This is a genomic window from Pseudomonas sp. NPDC087626, assembly GCF_044743405.1.
Taxonomy (GTDB): domain Bacteria; phylum Pseudomonadota; class Gammaproteobacteria; order Pseudomonadales; family Pseudomonadaceae; genus Aquipseudomonas.
In genome coordinates, this window is the sequence record NZ_JBIUWJ010000012.1 from 1 (window position 1) to 15,802 (window position 15,802).

Genomic DNA, 15,802 nt, shown 5'->3' on the forward strand with positions numbered 1-15,802 from the left:
CACGTCGCCGCGGTGCACATCCTGGCCACGCAGGGCGTTGGCAAACTTGCAGACTTGTTCGTGCAGCTCGCGGTAGGTGATGTTGCGGCTCTCGGTTGGGTCATCGCCTTCCCAGATGATCGCGATCTGGTCGCCGCGCTCGGCCAGGTGACGGTCGAGGCAGTTGTAGGAAACGTTCAGGGTGCCGTCGGCGAACCACTTGATGTCGACATGGTGGTCGTCGAACGAGGTCTGCTTCACCGTGGTGAAAGGCTTGATCCAGTCGAGGCGCTTGGCTTGTTCGCGCCAGAAGCCGTCCGGGTTGACAACCGACTGCTGGTACATGGCCTTGTAGGTCGCCTCGTCAGTCAGGGTATTGGCCGCAACCTCGGGACGAACGGGATACAGAGAAGCCGCACTCATCTTTCTTTACCTCGGTGAAATAGTTGTTTTTGTATGACCCCGTTGTAGCCCGAGGCGGGCCTATAGAACCATTCGACGATGGTAGTAACAAGCCCCTACAAATCGTCCAGATTTCCCGGCGCATAGCCGTACGGACGTCCCAGGTAGCCGATGTTTCGGGGATTGTTACAAGATCTGTCAACAGTGTTTATCAAAAGCGCGGCTATATGAATCCGCGCCCCACGCCTAAAATCCGCCTCGCCAACTCGGCAATGTGATTAACCCAGTTGCAGCCCCCACGAAGGCAGTTAATCCACAGTAACTAAATCCAGATATACACGCAGCCCCACAAAGGCTGCGTGACCCCTCTCGACCTCAGAAAGGTAAATTTCAAATGAAAGCTTTATTGGTTCTGGCCCTCAGCAGTCTGTGCGTTACCGCCATGGCAGACGAGGTCCCGACTGATGTTGCAGGCAATACAGTAGCAGCAGAGGAATACACTTACTCCACCCACCTGGATATCGCCAAAGTTATCTCCATGAGCGAAATACCCAGTGTTTGCGAAGTTGTGCCAGCGCGCATGGAATATGAAGACTCGAGCGGTCAACGGCATATCCTGCGTTACAGCGTCATGGGCAATGGTTGCTCTAACGGCTGATCCACCCCGCACTTAAAAGTGCTTTCGAACATCGGCCGCAGGAAATCGTTCTTGCGGCAAAAACGCCCGCCGCACCAGATCTGGAGCCTGCAGCCCCACCCTCTACCGCCTGCATTGCTTGAATAGGCCTGAAGGCCATCACATCTAATAATTCGATTTATTTGAGCATTTATTTGCGCTTTTTAATCAAATTCATCCGAGTAGTATCAGCTTCAACCCCACACAACATCCTCAACACCTCGGAGTCACCACCATGAAAACCCAACTGATCCTCGCCCTGACCCTCTCCGTCCTGGCCGCCAACACCTTCGCCGCCGACGGTTATGACCGCACGATTGCCGCTGATGGTTTTGATCGCACCGGGTCCGCTACCCTCGCCGCTGATGGCTTCGACCGCACCGGTTCCGCTACCCTCGCCGCTGATGGCTTCGACCGCACCGGTTCCGCCACCCTCGCCGCTGATGGCTTCGACCGCACCGGGTCCGCCACTCTCGCTGCTGATGGCTTCGATCGCACCGGTTCCGCCACCCTCGCTGCTGATGGCTTTGATCGCACCGGGTCGGCCAACCTCAGCTAAGTGCTGAATCTCTGCTCACAGCCCGGCCTCGGCCGGGCTTAGTTGTTTTTAGCCCGCGATAAAACTGACCCGAACCTTCAGCCCCGCCTGTGCACCGTCGTGCAGGGTAATGTGGGCCAGGTGCGCGCGGCAGATTTCCCCGACAATCGCCAACCCCAGGCCAGACCCTGCGACTTGCTGGTTGCGGCGGTAGAAACGTTCGAACACCCGGTCACGCTCCTCCAGCGGAATCCCCGGCCCGTCATCTTCAACCTCCAGCACTGCCGGCGCGCTGACGCGCAAGATCACGTTGCCACCTGCTGGCGTGTGGGCCAGGGCGTTGTCCACCAGGTTGCTCAGCAACTCGTTGAGCAGTGTCGGCTCACCGCGCAACCACACCGGTTCGTCAGCTTCCAGCGCCAGGGCAACCCCCCGGGCATGGGCCAGAGGTGCCATGGCCATGCCGAGTTCGCGTGCCAGTTGGCTCAGGTCGAGCAACTGCGCCCCGCCCTCGGCAATCGCCCGCGCGCCATTCTCGACCCGGGCCAGCGACAGCAGTTGATTGGCCAGGTGCGTCAGGCGATCGGTGCCTTGGGCGGCGCTTTCCAGGGTGCTGCGCCAGGTCTGCGGCTCAGTGGCGCGCAAGCCCAATTCAAGGCGCGCCTTGAGCGCCGCCAGTGGAGTGCGCAACTCATGGGCGGCGTCGGCAATGAATTGCGCCTGGCGCTCGAACTGGCCGCGCAGGCGCTCGGTGAAATGGTTGAGGGCCCGCACCAAAGGCCACAATTCACGCTGTACCTGGACCAACGGCAGCGGCCGCAAGTCATCCGGTTGGCGCTCTTCCACCGCGGTGCGCAAGCGCTCCAGCGGACGCAACGCGGCACTCACGGCAAACCACACCAGGAGCAAGGCGCCTCCGGCGAGCATGCCCAGGCGCAGCAAGGTATCGGCCATCAGGCTGCGGGCCATGCTGACCCGCGCCTCGTCGGTTTCCGCCACGCGAATTTCCGCCATGCCGTTCATGTTCGGTTCGCTCACTGCCTTGAGCAGGCTGACGACCCGCACGTTCTGGCCCAGGTAAGTGGCGTTGTAGAAGCGTGCCAGCGCCGGATAGTCGTCGGTGCGCGGGGTGCCGGGCGGCGGGCCCGGGAGGTTTTCGTAACCGGAAATCAGCTTCTGGTGGATGTCGTTGACCTGGTAATAGATGCGCCCGGCACTGTCGTAGGCGAAGGTGTCCAGCGCCACGTACGGCACATCGGCACTGAGGCTGCCGTCACGCTGGGACAGGCCGGCGGCGATGGTCCGCGCCGAAGCCAGCAAGGTCCGGTCATAGGCGGTGTCGGCCGCTTCCCGGCCATTCCAGTAGGCGCTCAGGCCGCTGGCGATCATCAGCACCACCAGCAACAGCGCGAGGTTGCCCAGCAACCCCCAACGCAGACTCCTGGGTTTATGCATCACGGCTTTCCAACAGGTAGCCCAACCCCCTGAACGTGACGATGGCCACTGAGTGCCCGTCGAGTTTCTTGCGCAGGCGGTGCACGTAGATTTCGATGGCGTCGGGGCTGGCCTCCTCGTCGAGACCGAACACCTGGGAGGCCAATTGCTCCTTGCTCATCACCCGGCCAGGACGGGCAATCAGCGCCTCGAGCACGGCCTGCTCGCGGGAGGTCAGGGTCAGCAGTTCGTCACCGAGGCTGAAGCGCCGGGTGTCGAGGTCATACACCAGCCCCCCGCAACGCTGCTGGCGTTCGCCACCCAACACGCTGCGGCGCAGCAGAGCCTTGACCCGCGCTTCAAGCTCGGTCAATTCGAAGGGTTTGGCCAGGTAGTCGTCGGCACCGAGGTTGAGCCCATGGACCCGATCCTTGACGTCGCTGCGGGCGGTCAGCATCAGCACCGGGAGGTTTTTGCCACGGCTGCGCAAGCGCGCCAGTACTTCAAAACCGTCCATGCGCGGCAGGCCCACATCGAGGATCGCCACCGCGTAGTCCTCGCTGCTCAAGGCCAGGTCGGCCGCCACCCCATCGTGCAGCACATCCACGGTCAGCCCTGTGCTCTTGAGCGCCTGGGCGACACTTTCGGCCAGCTGCAGATGGTCTTCGACGAGAAGCACGCGCATGGATCTTTACCTCAGGTGGGGATGGGCGACGCCATTCTTCGGCGCGGAGTTTACAGCCGCCTCCGCCGCTGTGAAGCCCGTAACCGGTGAAAGTATTCTGAAAGGTTAGCGAAAGGTTGGCCCGCTAGAGTCCAGCCACGGACAGTTTCGACTGCCGTGTCCTTGAGAGTAGTGAACGAAAAACGCCCCGATGCGTTTTCGCCCCAATAAGAACAATAAATGGAGTGCTTCACGATGCTGTCTACGCAGCCCCAGGCTTACCTGCCTGTTCGTTTTTCCCGCCTTGGTACCACAGCCCTTGCCAGTGCCGCCGCCCTAGCCGGCTTTACGCCTGCCAGTCATGCCGCCTTCTTCGAAGACAGCAGCGCGACCCTGGAAACCCGCAACATGTACTTCAACCGCGACTTTCGCAGTGGCACCAGCGCCCAGCAATCCAAGCGTGACGAGTGGGCCCAGGGCTTCATGCTCAACCTCGAGTCGGGTTACACCGACGGCACCGTAGGGTTCGGGGTCGACGCGCTGGGGATGCTCGGGATCAAGCTCGACTCCAGCCCCGACCGTACCGGTACTGGCCTGTTGCCGACCCATGACGACGGGCGCGCGGCCGACGAATATTCCAAGCTAGGCCTCACCGGCAAGGTGAAGATCTCCGCCACCGAGCTGAAGATCGGCAGCCTGATTCCCGAGTTGCCGATCCTCAAGGCCAACGACGGACGCATCCTGCCCCAGACCTTCGAAGGCGGCCTGCTGACTTCCAAGGAGATCAAGAACCTGACCTTCACCGGCGGGCGCCTGGACAAAGCCAAGGACCGCGACAGCACCAACTTCGAAGACGTCGCCCTGAACAACAAGAACAGCCGTTTCGCCGGCACCGTCGCTGGCAGCCATTTCGATTTCGGCGGCCTGGACTACAAGTTCACCGACAAGATCACCGGCAGCTACCACTTCGCTCAATTGGGTGAGGTCTACAACCAGCACTTCCTCGGTTTGCTGGCGTCGCAACCGGCAGGTCCGGGGACGTTCGCCGCCGACCTGCGCCTGGCGGTCAGCGACGATTCCGGTCAGGCCCGCGGCGGCAAGATCGACAACAACTCCCTCAACGGCCTGTTGAGCTACGCCTTGAGCGGGCATAAATTCAGCGCCGGTTACCAGCACATGTCGGGCGACAGCGCCTTCCCCTATGTCGACGGCTCCGATCCCTACCTGGTCAACTTCGTGCAGATCAACGACTTCGCCGGCGCCGAAGAACGCTCCTGGCAGGCCCGTTACGATTACGACTTCGCCAAGCTGGGCGTGCCCGGCCTGAGCTTCATGAGCCGTTACCTGAGCGGTGACAACATCAAGCTCAACAATGGCGAGACCGGCAAGGAATGGGAACGCAACACCGAGATCAAGTACGTGGTGCAAAGCGGCGCCCTCAAGGACGTCGCCCTGCGCCTGCGCAATGCCACCTATCGTTCGAACTATTCGGCCCGCGACGCTGATGAAGTGCGGGTGCTGGTGAGCTACAGCGTTGCCCTCTGGTAATGGACTCAAGCCGCAACCGTGCCACTCCAATAACAACTCCTGTGGAGACGACCGATGAATTTTTCGCTGCGTAACCTTGCTCTCGCCGCCAGTTGCCTGCTGGTCACCGCCCCCCTGCTCGCCGCCGACAGCACTGAGCCCAAGCGTCCGGAATGCATTGCCCCGGCGTCGCCCGGCGGTGGTTTCGACCTGACCTGCAAGCTGGTGCAGAGCGCGCTGGTCAACGAAAAACTGCTGTCCAAGCCGATGCGCGTGACCTACATGCCCGGCGGTGTCGGCGCCGTGGCGTACAACGCGGTGGTCGCCCAGCGCCCCGCCGATGCCGGGACCCTGGTGGCCTGGTCCAGCGGTTCGCTGTTGAACCTGGCCCAGGGCAAGTTCGGCCGTTTTGATGAAAACGCCGTGCGTTGGTTGGCGGCAGTCGGCACCAGCTATGGCGCCATCGCCGTGAAAAACGATTCGCCCTACAAGAATCTCGACGACCTGGTGCAGGCGCTGAAGAAAGACCCGAGCAAAGTGGTAATAGGTTCCGGCGGCACCGTGGGCAGCCAGGACTGGATGCAAACCGCCCTGATCGCCAAGGCTGCCGGGATCAACCCTCGTGACCTGCGGTACGTGGCACTCGAAGGCGGTGGCGAAATTGCCACTGCCCTGCTCGGTGGTCACATCCAGGTCGGCAGTACCGACATCTCCGACTCCATGCCGCACATCCAGAGCGGTGACATGCGCCTGCTCGCCGTGTTCGCCAACGAGCGCCTGGACGAGCCGGAAATGAAGGATATCCCTACCGCCAAGGAGCAAGGCTACGACATCGTCTGGCCGGTGGTGCGCGGCTTCTACCTTGGGCCAAAGGTCAGCGATGCCGAATACGCCTGGTGGAAAAACGCCTTCGACAAACTGCTGGCTTCCGAAGAGTTCGCCAAGCTGCGTGACCAGCGTGAACTGTTCCCGTTCGCCATGACCGGGGTCGAGCTGGACACCTACGTGAAGAAACAGGTAGCGGACTACAAGCTGCTGGCCAAAGAGTTCGGCCTGATCCAGTAATCGCCTCGTTCTCACGGCCACCCCCTGACACCAATCGGGGCGTGGCCCAGGAGTTTGTCATGCTGTTACAACGCATTTTTGCTTCGGTGCTGTTGCTGGCCTGCCTGTGCCTGATCCTTATGGCCTGGCCTTACCAGGCGGCCTTTTCCTACGAACCAATCGGACCACGCGCCTTCCCCCTGCTGATGCTGGGGCTGATGGCGCTGGGCCTGATCTACATGGTGTACCGGCCCTCACCGATCAAGCACAGCGAAGAAGACCCGCCACTGGACCGCGAGACCCTGAGCAAGATCGGCCGCTGCGTGCTGTTGCTGCTGGTGTTCGCCGGGCTCTTCGAGCCCCTGGGGTTCATCCTCAGCAGCATCCTGGTGGGTATCCCGATGGCGCGCCTGTATGGCGGACGCTGGCTGCCCGGCACGCTGATCATCTGCCTGCTGAGCGTGGGTCTGTACCTGTTGTTCGACAAAGTCATGGACGTGCCGCTGCCCTTGGGCCTGCTCGACGTCCTGGAGAACTGATATGGATACTCTTGGTTATTTGAGCCATGGTTTTGGGGTTGCCCTGACGCCCTACAACCTGGTCACGGCGTTGAGCGGAACCTTGATCGGGACCGTCGTCGGCCTGCTGCCGGGGCTGGGTCCGATCAACGGCGTGGCCCTGTTGATTCCCATCGCCTTCGCCCTGGGCCTGCCACCGGAGTCGGCGCTGATTCTGTTGGCGGCGGTATACCTGGGATGCGAGTACGGCGGGCGGATCAGCTCGATCCTGCTGAACATTCCCGGCGAAGCCTCAACCGTCATGACCACCCTCGACGGCTACCCGATGGCCCGCCAGGGCATGGCCGGGGTGGCCTTGTCGTTGTCGGCCTGGAGCTCGTTCATCGGCGCGTTCATTGCGACCTGCGGCATGGTGGTGTTTGCGCCGATACTGGCCAAGTGGGCAATCGCCTTCGGCCCAGCGGAATATTTCGTACTGATGGTATTCGCGATTGTCTGCCTGGGCGGCATGGCCGGCGACCGGCCGCTGAAAACCTTTATCGCGGCCCTGATCGGCCTGTTCCTGTCCACGGTCGGCATCGACGCCAACAGCGGCGTGTACCGCTTCACCGGGGACAACATCCACCTCACCGACGGCATTCAATTCGTGGTGCTGGTGCTGGGCCTGTTCTCCATCAGCGAGATCCTGCTGTTGCTGGAGAAAACCCACCGGGGCCAGGAAGCGTTCAAGGCCACCGGGCGCATGATGTTCAACTTCAAGGAAGCCGCCTCGGTGTTCTGGGTGAACATCCGCTGTGGTGTTCTGGGTTTCATCATGGGGGTATTGCCGGGTGCCGGTGCAACCCTCGCCAGCGCCGTGGCCTACATGACCGAGAAAAAGATCGCCGGTCCTGGCGGCAAATTCGGCCAGGGCGACAAGCGCGGCCTGGCGGCACCGGAAACCGCGATTGGCGCCGAAGCCTGTGGCGCCCTGGTACCGATGCTGACCCTCGGGGTCCCGGGCTCGGGCACTACGGCGGTGATGATCGGCGCCCTGTCGCTGTACAACATCACCCCCGGCCCGCTGTTGTTCCAGCAGCAGCCTGACATCGTCTGGGGCCTGATTGCCTCGCTGTTCATCGCCAACGTCATGCTGGTGATCCTCAACATCCCGATGATCCGCATCTTCACCCGCATCCTCGCCGTGCCGAACTGGGCGCTGGTGCCCATGATCGCGATCATTACCGCGATCGGTGTCTACGCGGTGCACGCCACCACCTTCGACCTGTTCCTGATGATCGGCATCGGCATCTTCGGCTATATCCTGCGCAAGTTGGACTTCCCGTTGTCGCCCGTCCTGCTGGGCTTCATCCTCGGCGGCCTGATGGAGCAGAACCTGCGTCGTGCGCTGTCGATTTCCAACGGTTCGCTGGAGATCCTCTGGTCGAGCGGGATCACCAACACCGTGTGGGCGCTGATCGTGCTGATGCTGCTGGTGCCGATCCTGCGCATCTGGCGCAAGCGCTCCGTGGCCCGCCGCGCAATTGCCGATGTCTGATCGCCGGTCCTGGAAAACCTGGTGGGGAACACCGCTGGTCGGTCTGCTGGGCGGTTACCTCGCCAGTCAGATCGGCTGGCCGCTGCCGTGGATGGTCGGCTCGTTGCTGGCGATCATCCTGGTACGCTGCCTGACCCCCTGGCAATTGGCCGAGATCCCGGGCGGACGCAAGTGCGGCCAGTGGATCGTCGGCATCGGCATTGGCCTGCACTTCACTCCCGTGGTGATGGAGCAGGTCATGAGTCATTTCGGGCTGATCTTCTTCGGCGCGCTGGTGACCAGTCTTTCGGCCGTGGTCGGGGTCTGGCTGCTGCGGCGCACCGGCGAGGATCGCGCCACCGCATTTTTCTCCAGCATGCCGGGCGGCTCCGGTGAAATGGTCAACCTCGGCGCTCGCAACGGCGCCGTACTGAGCCGAGTGGCGGCCGGGCAAAGCCTGCGGGTGCTGGTGGTGGTGCTGTGTGTGCCAGCCGCCTTCAAGTACCTGCTGGGCGAAGGCGTGCCGGCCTTGCATCCGACCAGCGTCGACTGGCGTTGGCTGGCCCTGCTATTCCCGGCGGGCGCGCTGTGTGCCTGGCTCTGGCAGCGCTTGCGCCAACCCAATCCGTGGCTGTTCGGTCCCTTGCTGGTGAGTGCCGCCGTGAGTATCAGCCTGGACCTGCACATCGGCCTGCCCGATGGCGGCAGCCAGGTCGGTCAATGGCTGATCGGCAGTGGCCTGGGCTGTCACTTCAACCGGCAGTTCTTCCGCCGCGCGCCCTCCTTCATGGGCCGCACCCTGATCGGCACGGCACTGACCATGCTGATCGCCACCCTGGCCGCGTTGTGCCTGAGCGCCCTGACCCAGTTGGACCTGCGCTCATTGACCCTGGGCATGATGCCCGGCGGCATCGCTGAAATGAGCCTGACCGCCGAAACCCTGCAACTGTCGGTGCCACTGGTGACAGCGATGCAGGTGATGCGCTTGCTGTTCGTGCTGTTTCTGGCCGAACCGTTGTTCCGGCACTGGGACCGGCAACCGGATTCAGAGCAGTAGACCGTGTCGCGCCCGATCGGGCGCGCGGGGTTATGGCGTCAGACTGGCGGCAATCGCCATTCGATCGGCGTCTCGCCATTCTGCTCAAGGTACTTGTTGGTACGACTGAAGTGCCCACAGCCGAGGAAACCGCGATAGGCAGACAGTGGCGAGGGGTGCACCGAGGTCAACACCAGGTGCTTGGTGGCGTCGATCAGTTTCTGTTTGCTCTGCGCATGGGCGCCCCACAACAGAAACACCAGGTGGGGCTGATGCTCGCTCACCACTTCGATTATCCGGTCAGTAAAGAACTGCCAGCCTTTGCCCGCATGGGCGTTGGCAGTGGCCCGCTCTACGGTCATGGTGGTGTTGATCATCAGCACGCCCTGGTCGGCCCAGCTTTGCAGGCAGCCGTGACTGGGGATGTCGATGTTCAGGTCGCGTTTCAATTCCTTATAGATGTTAACCAGCGACGGCGGCGCCGGCACGCCCGGCTGCACCGAGAAACACAGGCCATGGGCCTGGCCTGGCCCGTGGTAGGGGTCCTGGCCGAGGATCACCACCTTGACCTTGTCCAACGGCGTGGAGTTGAGCGCGTTGAAAATCATCGGGCCGGGTGGATAGATCTCCTTGCCTGCCGCACGTTCCTGCTGCAGGAAGTTGCGCAACTCTGCCATGTAGGGCTGGTCGAATTCGGCACGCAGTGCCTCCTTCCAGCTCGGTTCGAGTTTGATACGGTCGTCAGCAGTCATGGTTACATCCGGCAAAAACAATGGGGCGAACCCTAGGAAAGCCCGTCACGCTTGTCAATTGATCTGACGCAGATCCGGCACTTTCCTGCACAACGCTCATAATGAACCCTTGAATCCGCAATCGAGGTCACGATGAATCTGCACTTCGAAGAACTCACCGGCACAGATGGCGCACGCATCGGCATCGCCAGCCTGGATGCCGAAAGCACCCTCAATGCCCTGTCCCTGCCGATGATCCGCGCCCTGACCGAGCAATTGGACAGCTGGGCCAAAGAACCGCAGGTGGTCTGCGTCCTGCTGCGCGGCAACGGCACCAAGGCATTTTGCGCCGGCGGCGAAGTGCGCAGCCTGGCCCAGGCCTGTCGCACCCAACCCGGCGAAGTACCGCCGCTGGCCGCGCAATTTTTCGCTGCGGAATACCGCCTGGATTTCCGCCTGCACACCTACCCCAAGCCGCTGATCTGCTGGGGCCATGGTTATGTGCTCGGCGGTGGCATGGGCTTGTTGCAGGGCGCGAGCACCCGCATCGTCACCCCCAGCAGCCGCCTGGCCATGCCCGAGATCAGTATCGGCCTGTACCCGGATGTCGGCGCCAGTTGGTTCCTCTCGCGCCTGCCCGGCAAGCTGGGTCTGTTCCTTGGTTTGACCGGCGCCCAGATAAACGCCCGTGATGCCCTCGACCTGGATCTGGCTGACCGCTTCCTGCTCGATGAGCAGCAGGAGCAATTGATCGAAGGCCTGCTGCAACTCAATTGGCAGGAGCAGACCGCGATGCAACTCAACAGCCTGTTCAAAGCCCTGCAGCAAGAAGCCATCGAGCAAATGCCCGAGGCGCAATGGTTGCCGCGCCGCCAGCAGATCGACGAGCTGCTGGACGTCAGCGATGTGCGCTGTGCCTGGCGCGCCATCAGCCTATTGCGTGATCACCCTGACCTGCTGCTGGCCCGCGCCGCGAAAAACCTGCACGACGGCTGCCCGTTGACCGCCCATCTGGTCTGGGAGCAGATTCAGCGCGCCCGCCACCTGTCATTGGCCGCAGTGTTCCAGATGGAATACACCCTGAGCCTCAATTGCTGCCGCCATCCGGAGTTCAGCGAGGGTGTCAGGGCGCGCCTGATCGACAAGGACCACAAACCTCGCTGGCACTGGCCGGACGTCAATACGATCCCCCAGGCGGTGGTCGATGCGCACTTTCACAAGGCCTGGGAAGGCCGGCACCCGCTGGCGGACCTGTCGGACTACTGAATCCCCGGGCACAAAAAAGCGGCGCTGGATGCGCCGCTTGCCGGTTGCCGGATCTAACGGTTGCGCCCGCCGCGCTCACCACGACCATTGTGCTCGCCATGCCGATCACCACGTCGATCGCCGCGCCGGTCAGCGTGATCGCGCCCGCCCCGCCCACCCTGTTCCCAGCGCTGGTTGCTCTGGCCGTAGTTATTGCCCCACCCCTGGTTGCGATGACCGTCCCAGCCATGGCTGGGGGCTGGGCGGTAGGCCCGGGACGGGGCCTGGTAATAACGGGGTGAAGGTTGGTAGTAACGCGGCGCCGCCTGGTAATAACGTGCCGAAGGGTAATACCGCGAGGGCTGCGAGTAGTAACTGCGTGGGTAGGAATAATAAGAACCGCCCCCGTAGTAGACCGGAGCCGGCGAAGAATAGATGTCTGAACGGTAGTAGCTGGAACCTCCGTCGTAATAAGGAACGCACGCGGCAAGACTCAAACTCATCGAAGTAATCAGAACAAGTCGGCGATACATGGCGGCCTCCTGGACCGCTAAAGAGCCACACCAGCGACGCGGGCGGGCATCAGCCAAATAATCTGCCTGACGTGATATCTGACAGCGAATTGGCAATCTGGTGCGCAGTGGCAACAGATTGATACATGTCATTCGTCGACTGGCTAGCCGCGTAACGGCGCAAATGCCCGCGTCATTTCCCCTAAGTCCCACTAGAATGCTCTGACTGAACATCGATCAACGGACTCGTCATGCCGCTTCGCTCTGCGCTGTTTTCGCAACGTTCGTTGGTCCTCACCTTGATCGCCCTGCTGGGTGCCGGCTTCCTGGCCACTTCCCTGCTCAGTTACTACGCCTCGCGCGCCTCGATTCGCGACAGCATCGTCAACACCGAACTGCCGCTGACCTCCGACACCGTCTACTCGGAGATCCAGAAAGACCTGGTCCGGCCAATCCTGATTTCCTCGATGATGTCGCGCGACACCTTCCTGCGCGACTGGGTGGTGGCCGGCGAGCGCGATCCCGGGCAAATGACCCGTTACCTCAACGAGGTCATGACCCACTACGGCGCCTACACCGCCTTCTTCGTCTCCAACAACAGCCTGACCTACTACCAGGCCAAGGGCGTGCTGAAAAAAGTCAGCCTTAGCGAACCGCGCGACACCTGGTACTTCCGCGTCCGCGACATGGCCCCGCCCTACGAGATCAACGTGGACGTGGACATGGCCAACCAGGACAGCCTGACCTTCTTCATCAACTACAAGGTCTACGACTACCAGGACAACTTCATTGGCGCGGCGGGCGTCGGCCTGACCGTCGATGCCGTGATCAAGCTGATCGACACCTACCAGCAGCGTTACCAGCGCAGCGTGTATTTCGTCGACACCGAGGGTCGCATCGTCCTCACCGGTGCCGACGGCGGCCCGCAAGGCGCGCGGGTCGGCACGGCGCTGAGCGAGCTGGACAGCATGCGCGATCTTCTGGCCACGCTGCCCAAACCCCACAGCGGCAGCTACGAATATATGACCCAAGGCCAGGGGCATTTCCTCAACGTACGGTTTATCCCGGAACTGAACTGGTACCTGTTCGTCGACAAACGTGAAGGCAGCGCCCTGCACGAGGTGCGCCAGTCGCTCTACCTGAACCTGCTGATCTGCCTGATCGTCACCCTGAGCGTGCTGGCCCTGCTCCATCGGGTGATCACGCGTTTCCAGGGCCGCATCGAAGCCCAGGCCACCCTCGACAGCCTCACCGGCCTGCCCAACCGCCGCGGCTTCGACCTGCTGGCAGCGCAAGCCATGCAGGAAGCCCAGCGCGAACCCAAGCCGCTGACCGCCTTGCTGCTGGACCTGGACCATTTCAAGCGCCTGAACGACAGCCATGGTCACCTCGCCGGCGACCTGGTTCTGGCCGGTTTCGCCCGTGACCTGGAAAGCTGCCTGCGCCAGTCCGACATCGTCTGTCGCTGGGGTGGCGAGGAGTTCATCGTCTTGCTCAAGGACACCGACGCCAGCACCGGCCTGAAGATCGCCGAGAAAATTCGCCAGATGATCGAGCACAAGCACTACCGCTATGAAGGCAAATCCCTGCAAATTACCCTGAGCATCGGCTTGACCACCCTGCAGGCGGATGACACCTTGCACGACCTGCTGTCGCGCGCCGACCAGGCGATGTATCGAGCCAAACAACTTGGCCGCAACCGGACCTGTACCCAGATGCCTCACTCCAGCTATGCATAAACCCGACCTATGCCCGGCCTGCGGCGCCAGCAACGCTTGCAGCCTGGCCGACCCGCGCACCGCCCAGCACAGTTGCTGGTGCTACACCGTGACCATCGACCCGGCGGTGCTGGCGGCCTTGCCCGCCGAACTGCGCGACCTGTCGTGCCTGTGCCCCGGCTGCGCCCAGGTCGAGGCACAACTGCAGGCAAACGGCGTCTGTGTCGCGTAAGATGCGCGCCCCTTGCCGACCTGCCGACTCCCATGCGCGTTGACCGTTTCCTCAGCAACTTGCCGCGTTTCAACCGCCAACAGGTGCGCCTGGCGCTGGTCGAGCGGCGGATCAAGGTCGACGGGCAGATCGTCAGCGACCCGCACACCGAGGTGCGCGAGTTCAGCCGCGTCGAATGCGACGACGAGGTGCTGCAAGCCGGCAAGGCCGCGCGCTACTTCATGCTGCACAAACCCGCCGGTTGCGTCAGTGCCACCCGTGACCCCGAGCACCCGACCGTCCTCGACCTGATCCATGAACCCGACAAGCTCGACCTGCACATCGCCGGCCGCCTGGATTTCAACACCACCGGCTTGATGCTGATCACCAACGACGGCAGCTGGTCACGCCGCCTGACCCAACCACAGACCAAGCTGGCGAAGATCTACTACGTCGAAACCGAGCAATTGATTACGCCCCAGTACGCCGAAACCTTTGCCCGCGGCCTGTACTTCGCCTTCGAAGACCTCACCACCCAACCCGCCGACCTGCAGTTGCTGGCGCCCCGGGCTGCGCGCCTGGCCATCATCGAGGGCCGCTACCACCAGGTGAAACGGATGTTCGGCCACTTCGACAACAAGGTCATGCGTTTGCATCGCGAACAGATGGGCCCGTTGACACTGGACAGCCGCTTGAAGCCGGGCGAATACCGCCCACTGAGCGCTGCCGAGATCGCCTTGATCTGATTGCGCGACCGCCGGGCAGACATTGTCGAACAATTCGCCAGCGGCACTTGCGCGATAGCCAGCACCCTGCTTGAATCAAACCGTCGGCCGAAATGTGACCGCCAAGTCATACCATACCTCTAAGAAACTTTTTGTCGGTTGAGCGCCTCCCGTCTCCACCTCTCCCGACAGACTGCCCGCCTATAACAACACCCGTCGACCAGACATTAACGGATCGACATGGGCCCTCACCTTCCAGGCGTATGCCTACCTGTCATAAAGCCCGTGCACACTCAGTTGCGCGCCTACACGCTTGCCAGGAGTCTTACGACATGAGGCCAGAAATCGCTGTGCTGGACATACAAGGTCAGTATCGGGTCTACACGGAGTTCTATCGCGCAGATGCCGCAGAGAAGACCATCATTTTGGTCAACGGCTCGATGGCCACCACGGCGTCGTTTGCACAGACCGTGAAAAACCTCCATCCACAGTTCAACGTGGTGCTCTACGACCAACCCTACGCGGGCCGGTCAAAAGCCCACAACCAGCATGAGAAAATGCTCACCAAGGAAGTCGAGGGGCAGATCCTCCTGGAGCTGATCGACCACTTCGCCGCCGAGCACGTGATGTCATTTTCGTGGGGTGGCGCCGCCACGATGATCGCGCTCGCGCATCGCCCGCGACGCATCGAAAAGGCCGTGATCAGCTCGTTCTCGCCAGTGATCAACGAACCAATGCGCGACTACCTGGAACGGGGTGTCGACTACCTCGGCAACCTCGATCGCGACCGCGTCGGGCACCTGGTCAACGACACCATCGGCAAGCACTTGCCGTCGTTGTTCAAGCGCTTCAACTACCGCCACGTCAGCACCCTGGCCGAACATGAATACGGGCAGATGCACTTTCACATCAGCCACGTGCTCAACAGCGACCGCCTGTGCTACCTCAAGGCCGCCAAGCAGATCGATGTGCCCGTACTGTTCATGAACGGTGAATGGGACGAGTACACCGCCGCCAGCGATGCCCGGTTGTTTGGCAACCACGTGCAACACAGCACCTTCAGCACCATCCAGGCCACCGGGCACTTTCTCGACATGGAGCACAAAGCCGCCTGCCGAGACAGCCGCCAGGTACTGCTGGGCTTCCTGAAACCGGCGCCCCACGAAGGCCGGACGCGTTCCCACGTAACCCAGGACCACCATGCACTGGCCATTTGAAACAGCGTCCTCGCGAGCAGCCTCGCCACCTTAGGTAATCCTCTACCTGTAGGAGCAGGCTTGCCCGCGACAGACCGCGCCTTGCGTGTAAAAAACTACGTAAATGCAG

General features: G+C 62.0%; 17 protein-coding genes. 12 read left to right on the plus strand and 5 right to left on the minus strand.

Translation table 11 applies throughout. The features are described 5' to 3' along the window. A partial coding sequence (locus ACIOVD_RS12105) for an acetyl-coenzyme A synthetase N-terminal domain-containing protein (protein WP_401127896.1) occupies positions 1 to 402 on the minus strand: 402 nt, incomplete at its 3' end. A gap of 373 nt (positions 403 to 775) precedes the next feature. On the opposite strand from ACIOVD_RS12105, the gene ACIOVD_RS12110 reads away from it, so the two are divergent. Both ACIOVD_RS12110 and ACIOVD_RS12115 read left to right on the plus strand, forming a co-directional pair. Next, positions 776 to 1,039: a DUF2790 domain-containing protein gene (locus tag ACIOVD_RS12110; RefSeq protein ID WP_401127898.1), complete on the plus strand. Its 264-nt coding sequence runs from the start codon at positions 776 to 778 to the stop codon at positions 1,037 to 1,039. Positions 1,040 to 1,292: 253 nt separating this feature from the next. Next, entirely contained in the window at positions 1,293 to 1,616 is a 324-nt protein-coding gene (locus tag ACIOVD_RS12115) for a hypothetical protein (RefSeq protein ID WP_339546834.1), read from the plus strand. Between the two features lie 48 nt (positions 1,617 to 1,664). On the opposite strand, the gene ACIOVD_RS12120 is transcribed toward ACIOVD_RS12115, so the two are convergent. Next, positions 1,665 to 3,050 carry a sensor histidine kinase gene (locus ACIOVD_RS12120; protein WP_095167131.1) on the minus strand — a complete coding sequence of 462 codons (1,386 nt, stop codon included), beginning with the start codon at positions 3,048 to 3,050 and terminating at the stop codon, positions 1,665 to 1,667. After that, positions 3,043 to 3,714, minus strand: a complete 672-nt coding sequence (locus ACIOVD_RS12125) for a response regulator (protein WP_095167129.1) — start codon at positions 3,712 to 3,714, stop codon at positions 3,043 to 3,045. Before ACIOVD_RS12125 ends, ACIOVD_RS12120 begins: the two co-directional genes overlap by 8 nt. A gap of 234 nt (positions 3,715 to 3,948) precedes the next feature. Between ACIOVD_RS12125 and ACIOVD_RS12130 the strand changes: the two genes are divergently transcribed. Genes ACIOVD_RS12130 through ACIOVD_RS12150 form a run of 5 tightly spaced genes read left to right on the plus strand, consistent with a single transcriptional unit; the run spans position 3,949 to position 9,355 of the window. Beyond that, positions 3,949 to 5,241 (plus strand): OprD family porin, encoded by a 1,293-nt coding sequence (locus ACIOVD_RS12130; protein ID WP_401127901.1) that lies wholly within the window; start codon positions 3,949 to 3,951, stop codon positions 5,239 to 5,241. A gap of 54 nt (positions 5,242 to 5,295) precedes the next feature. Continuing rightward, positions 5,296 to 6,285 (plus strand): tripartite tricarboxylate transporter substrate binding protein, encoded by a 990-nt coding sequence (locus ACIOVD_RS12135; RefSeq protein ID WP_095167127.1) that lies wholly within the window; start codon positions 5,296 to 5,298, stop codon positions 6,283 to 6,285. Between the two features lie 59 nt (positions 6,286 to 6,344). Then, positions 6,345 to 6,803: a tripartite tricarboxylate transporter TctB family protein gene (locus ACIOVD_RS12140; RefSeq protein WP_095167125.1), complete on the plus strand. Its 459-nt coding sequence runs from the start codon at positions 6,345 to 6,347 to the stop codon at positions 6,801 to 6,803. A gap of 1 nt (position 6,804) precedes the next feature. Continuing rightward, the gene (locus ACIOVD_RS12145; RefSeq protein ID WP_320333805.1) at positions 6,805 to 8,319 is read left to right on the plus strand and encodes a tripartite tricarboxylate transporter permease; all 1,515 of its coding nucleotides are present in this window, start codon (positions 6,805 to 6,807) and stop codon (positions 8,317 to 8,319) included. Continuing rightward, positions 8,312 to 9,355 carry an AbrB family transcriptional regulator gene (locus ACIOVD_RS12150; protein WP_095167121.1) on the plus strand — a complete coding sequence of 348 codons (1,044 nt, stop codon included), beginning with the start codon at positions 8,312 to 8,314 and terminating at the stop codon, positions 9,353 to 9,355. The genes ACIOVD_RS12145 and ACIOVD_RS12150 overlap by 8 nt, the downstream gene beginning before the upstream one ends. A gap of 38 nt (positions 9,356 to 9,393) precedes the next feature. Here the strand turns inward: ACIOVD_RS12150 and ung are convergent, their stop codons facing one another. Then, entirely contained in the window at positions 9,394 to 10,086 is a 693-nt protein-coding gene (gene ung, locus ACIOVD_RS12155; protein ID WP_401127904.1) for a uracil-DNA glycosylase, read from the minus strand. Between the two features lie 132 nt (positions 10,087 to 10,218). Here ung and ACIOVD_RS12160 point away from each other — a divergent pair, with 132 nt between their 5' ends. After that, on the plus strand, positions 10,219 to 11,331 hold the full coding sequence (locus ACIOVD_RS12160) for an enoyl-CoA hydratase/isomerase family protein (RefSeq protein WP_095167117.1): 1,113 nt from the start codon (positions 10,219 to 10,221) through the stop codon (positions 11,329 to 11,331). A 53-nt stretch (positions 11,332 to 11,384) separates the two neighbouring features. On the opposite strand, the gene ACIOVD_RS12165 is transcribed toward ACIOVD_RS12160, so the two are convergent. After that, on the minus strand, positions 11,385 to 11,843 hold the full coding sequence (locus tag ACIOVD_RS12165; RefSeq protein WP_401127906.1) for a hypothetical protein: 459 nt from the start codon (positions 11,841 to 11,843) through the stop codon (positions 11,385 to 11,387). 230 nt (positions 11,844 to 12,073) lie between these two features. On the opposite strand from ACIOVD_RS12165, the gene ACIOVD_RS12170 reads away from it, so the two are divergent. From ACIOVD_RS12170 to ACIOVD_RS12185, 4 genes are all read left to right on the plus strand, one after another. Then, positions 12,074 to 13,561, plus strand: coding sequence for a diguanylate cyclase (locus ACIOVD_RS12170; RefSeq protein WP_401127908.1), 1,488 nt, complete (start codon positions 12,074 to 12,076; stop codon positions 13,559 to 13,561). Beyond that, the gene (locus ACIOVD_RS12175; RefSeq protein WP_159994185.1) at positions 13,554 to 13,772 is read left to right on the plus strand and encodes a cysteine-rich CWC family protein; all 219 of its coding nucleotides are present in this window, start codon (positions 13,554 to 13,556) and stop codon (positions 13,770 to 13,772) included. Before ACIOVD_RS12170 ends, ACIOVD_RS12175 begins: the two co-directional genes overlap by 8 nt. A gap of 32 nt (positions 13,773 to 13,804) precedes the next feature. Next, a complete protein-coding gene (locus tag ACIOVD_RS12180) occupies positions 13,805 to 14,497 on the plus strand; it encodes a pseudouridine synthase (RefSeq protein ID WP_401127910.1) in 693 nt (230 codons plus the stop codon). A gap of 311 nt (positions 14,498 to 14,808) precedes the next feature. Beyond that, a complete protein-coding gene (locus ACIOVD_RS12185) occupies positions 14,809 to 15,693 on the plus strand; it encodes an alpha/beta fold hydrolase (protein ID WP_159994181.1) in 885 nt (294 codons plus the stop codon). Positions 15,694 to 15,802: the final 109 nt, after the last annotated feature.

Bases quoted from the DNA above. Each gene is read 5' to 3' on its own strand.
- ACIOVD_RS12110 (WP_401127898.1), top strand. From the start codon at position 776: ATGAAAGCTTTATTGGTTCTGGCCCTCAGCAGTCTGTGCGTTACCGCC.
- ACIOVD_RS12115 (WP_339546834.1), top strand. From the start codon at position 1,293: ATGAAAACCCAACTGATCCTCGCCCTGACCCTCTCCGTCCTGGCCGCC.
- ACIOVD_RS12120 (WP_095167131.1), bottom strand. From the start codon at position 3,050: ATGCATAAACCCAGGAGTCTGCGTTGGGGGTTGCTGGGCAACCTCGCG.
- ACIOVD_RS12125 (WP_095167129.1), bottom strand. From the start codon at position 3,714: ATGCGCGTGCTTCTCGTCGAAGACCATCTGCAGCTGGCCGAAAGTGTC.
- ACIOVD_RS12130 (WP_401127901.1), top strand. From the start codon at position 3,949: ATGCTGTCTACGCAGCCCCAGGCTTACCTGCCTGTTCGTTTTTCCCGC.
- ACIOVD_RS12135 (WP_095167127.1), top strand. From the start codon at position 5,296: ATGAATTTTTCGCTGCGTAACCTTGCTCTCGCCGCCAGTTGCCTGCTG.
- ACIOVD_RS12140 (WP_095167125.1), top strand. From the start codon at position 6,345: ATGCTGTTACAACGCATTTTTGCTTCGGTGCTGTTGCTGGCCTGCCTG.
- ACIOVD_RS12145 (WP_320333805.1), top strand. From the start codon at position 6,805: ATGGATACTCTTGGTTATTTGAGCCATGGTTTTGGGGTTGCCCTGACG.
- ACIOVD_RS12150 (WP_095167121.1), top strand. From the start codon at position 8,312: ATGTCTGATCGCCGGTCCTGGAAAACCTGGTGGGGAACACCGCTGGTC.
- ung (WP_401127904.1), bottom strand. From the start codon at position 10,086: ATGACTGCTGACGACCGTATCAAACTCGAACCGAGCTGGAAGGAGGCA.
- ACIOVD_RS12160 (WP_095167117.1), top strand. From the start codon at position 10,219: ATGAATCTGCACTTCGAAGAACTCACCGGCACAGATGGCGCACGCATC.
- ACIOVD_RS12165 (WP_401127906.1), bottom strand. From the start codon at position 11,843: ATGTATCGCCGACTTGTTCTGATTACTTCGATGAGTTTGAGTCTTGCC.
- ACIOVD_RS12170 (WP_401127908.1), top strand. From the start codon at position 12,074: ATGCCGCTTCGCTCTGCGCTGTTTTCGCAACGTTCGTTGGTCCTCACC.
- ACIOVD_RS12175 (WP_159994185.1), top strand. From the start codon at position 13,554: ATGCATAAACCCGACCTATGCCCGGCCTGCGGCGCCAGCAACGCTTGC.
- ACIOVD_RS12180 (WP_401127910.1), top strand. From the start codon at position 13,805: ATGCGCGTTGACCGTTTCCTCAGCAACTTGCCGCGTTTCAACCGCCAA.
- ACIOVD_RS12185 (WP_159994181.1), top strand. From the start codon at position 14,809: ATGAGGCCAGAAATCGCTGTGCTGGACATACAAGGTCAGTATCGGGTC.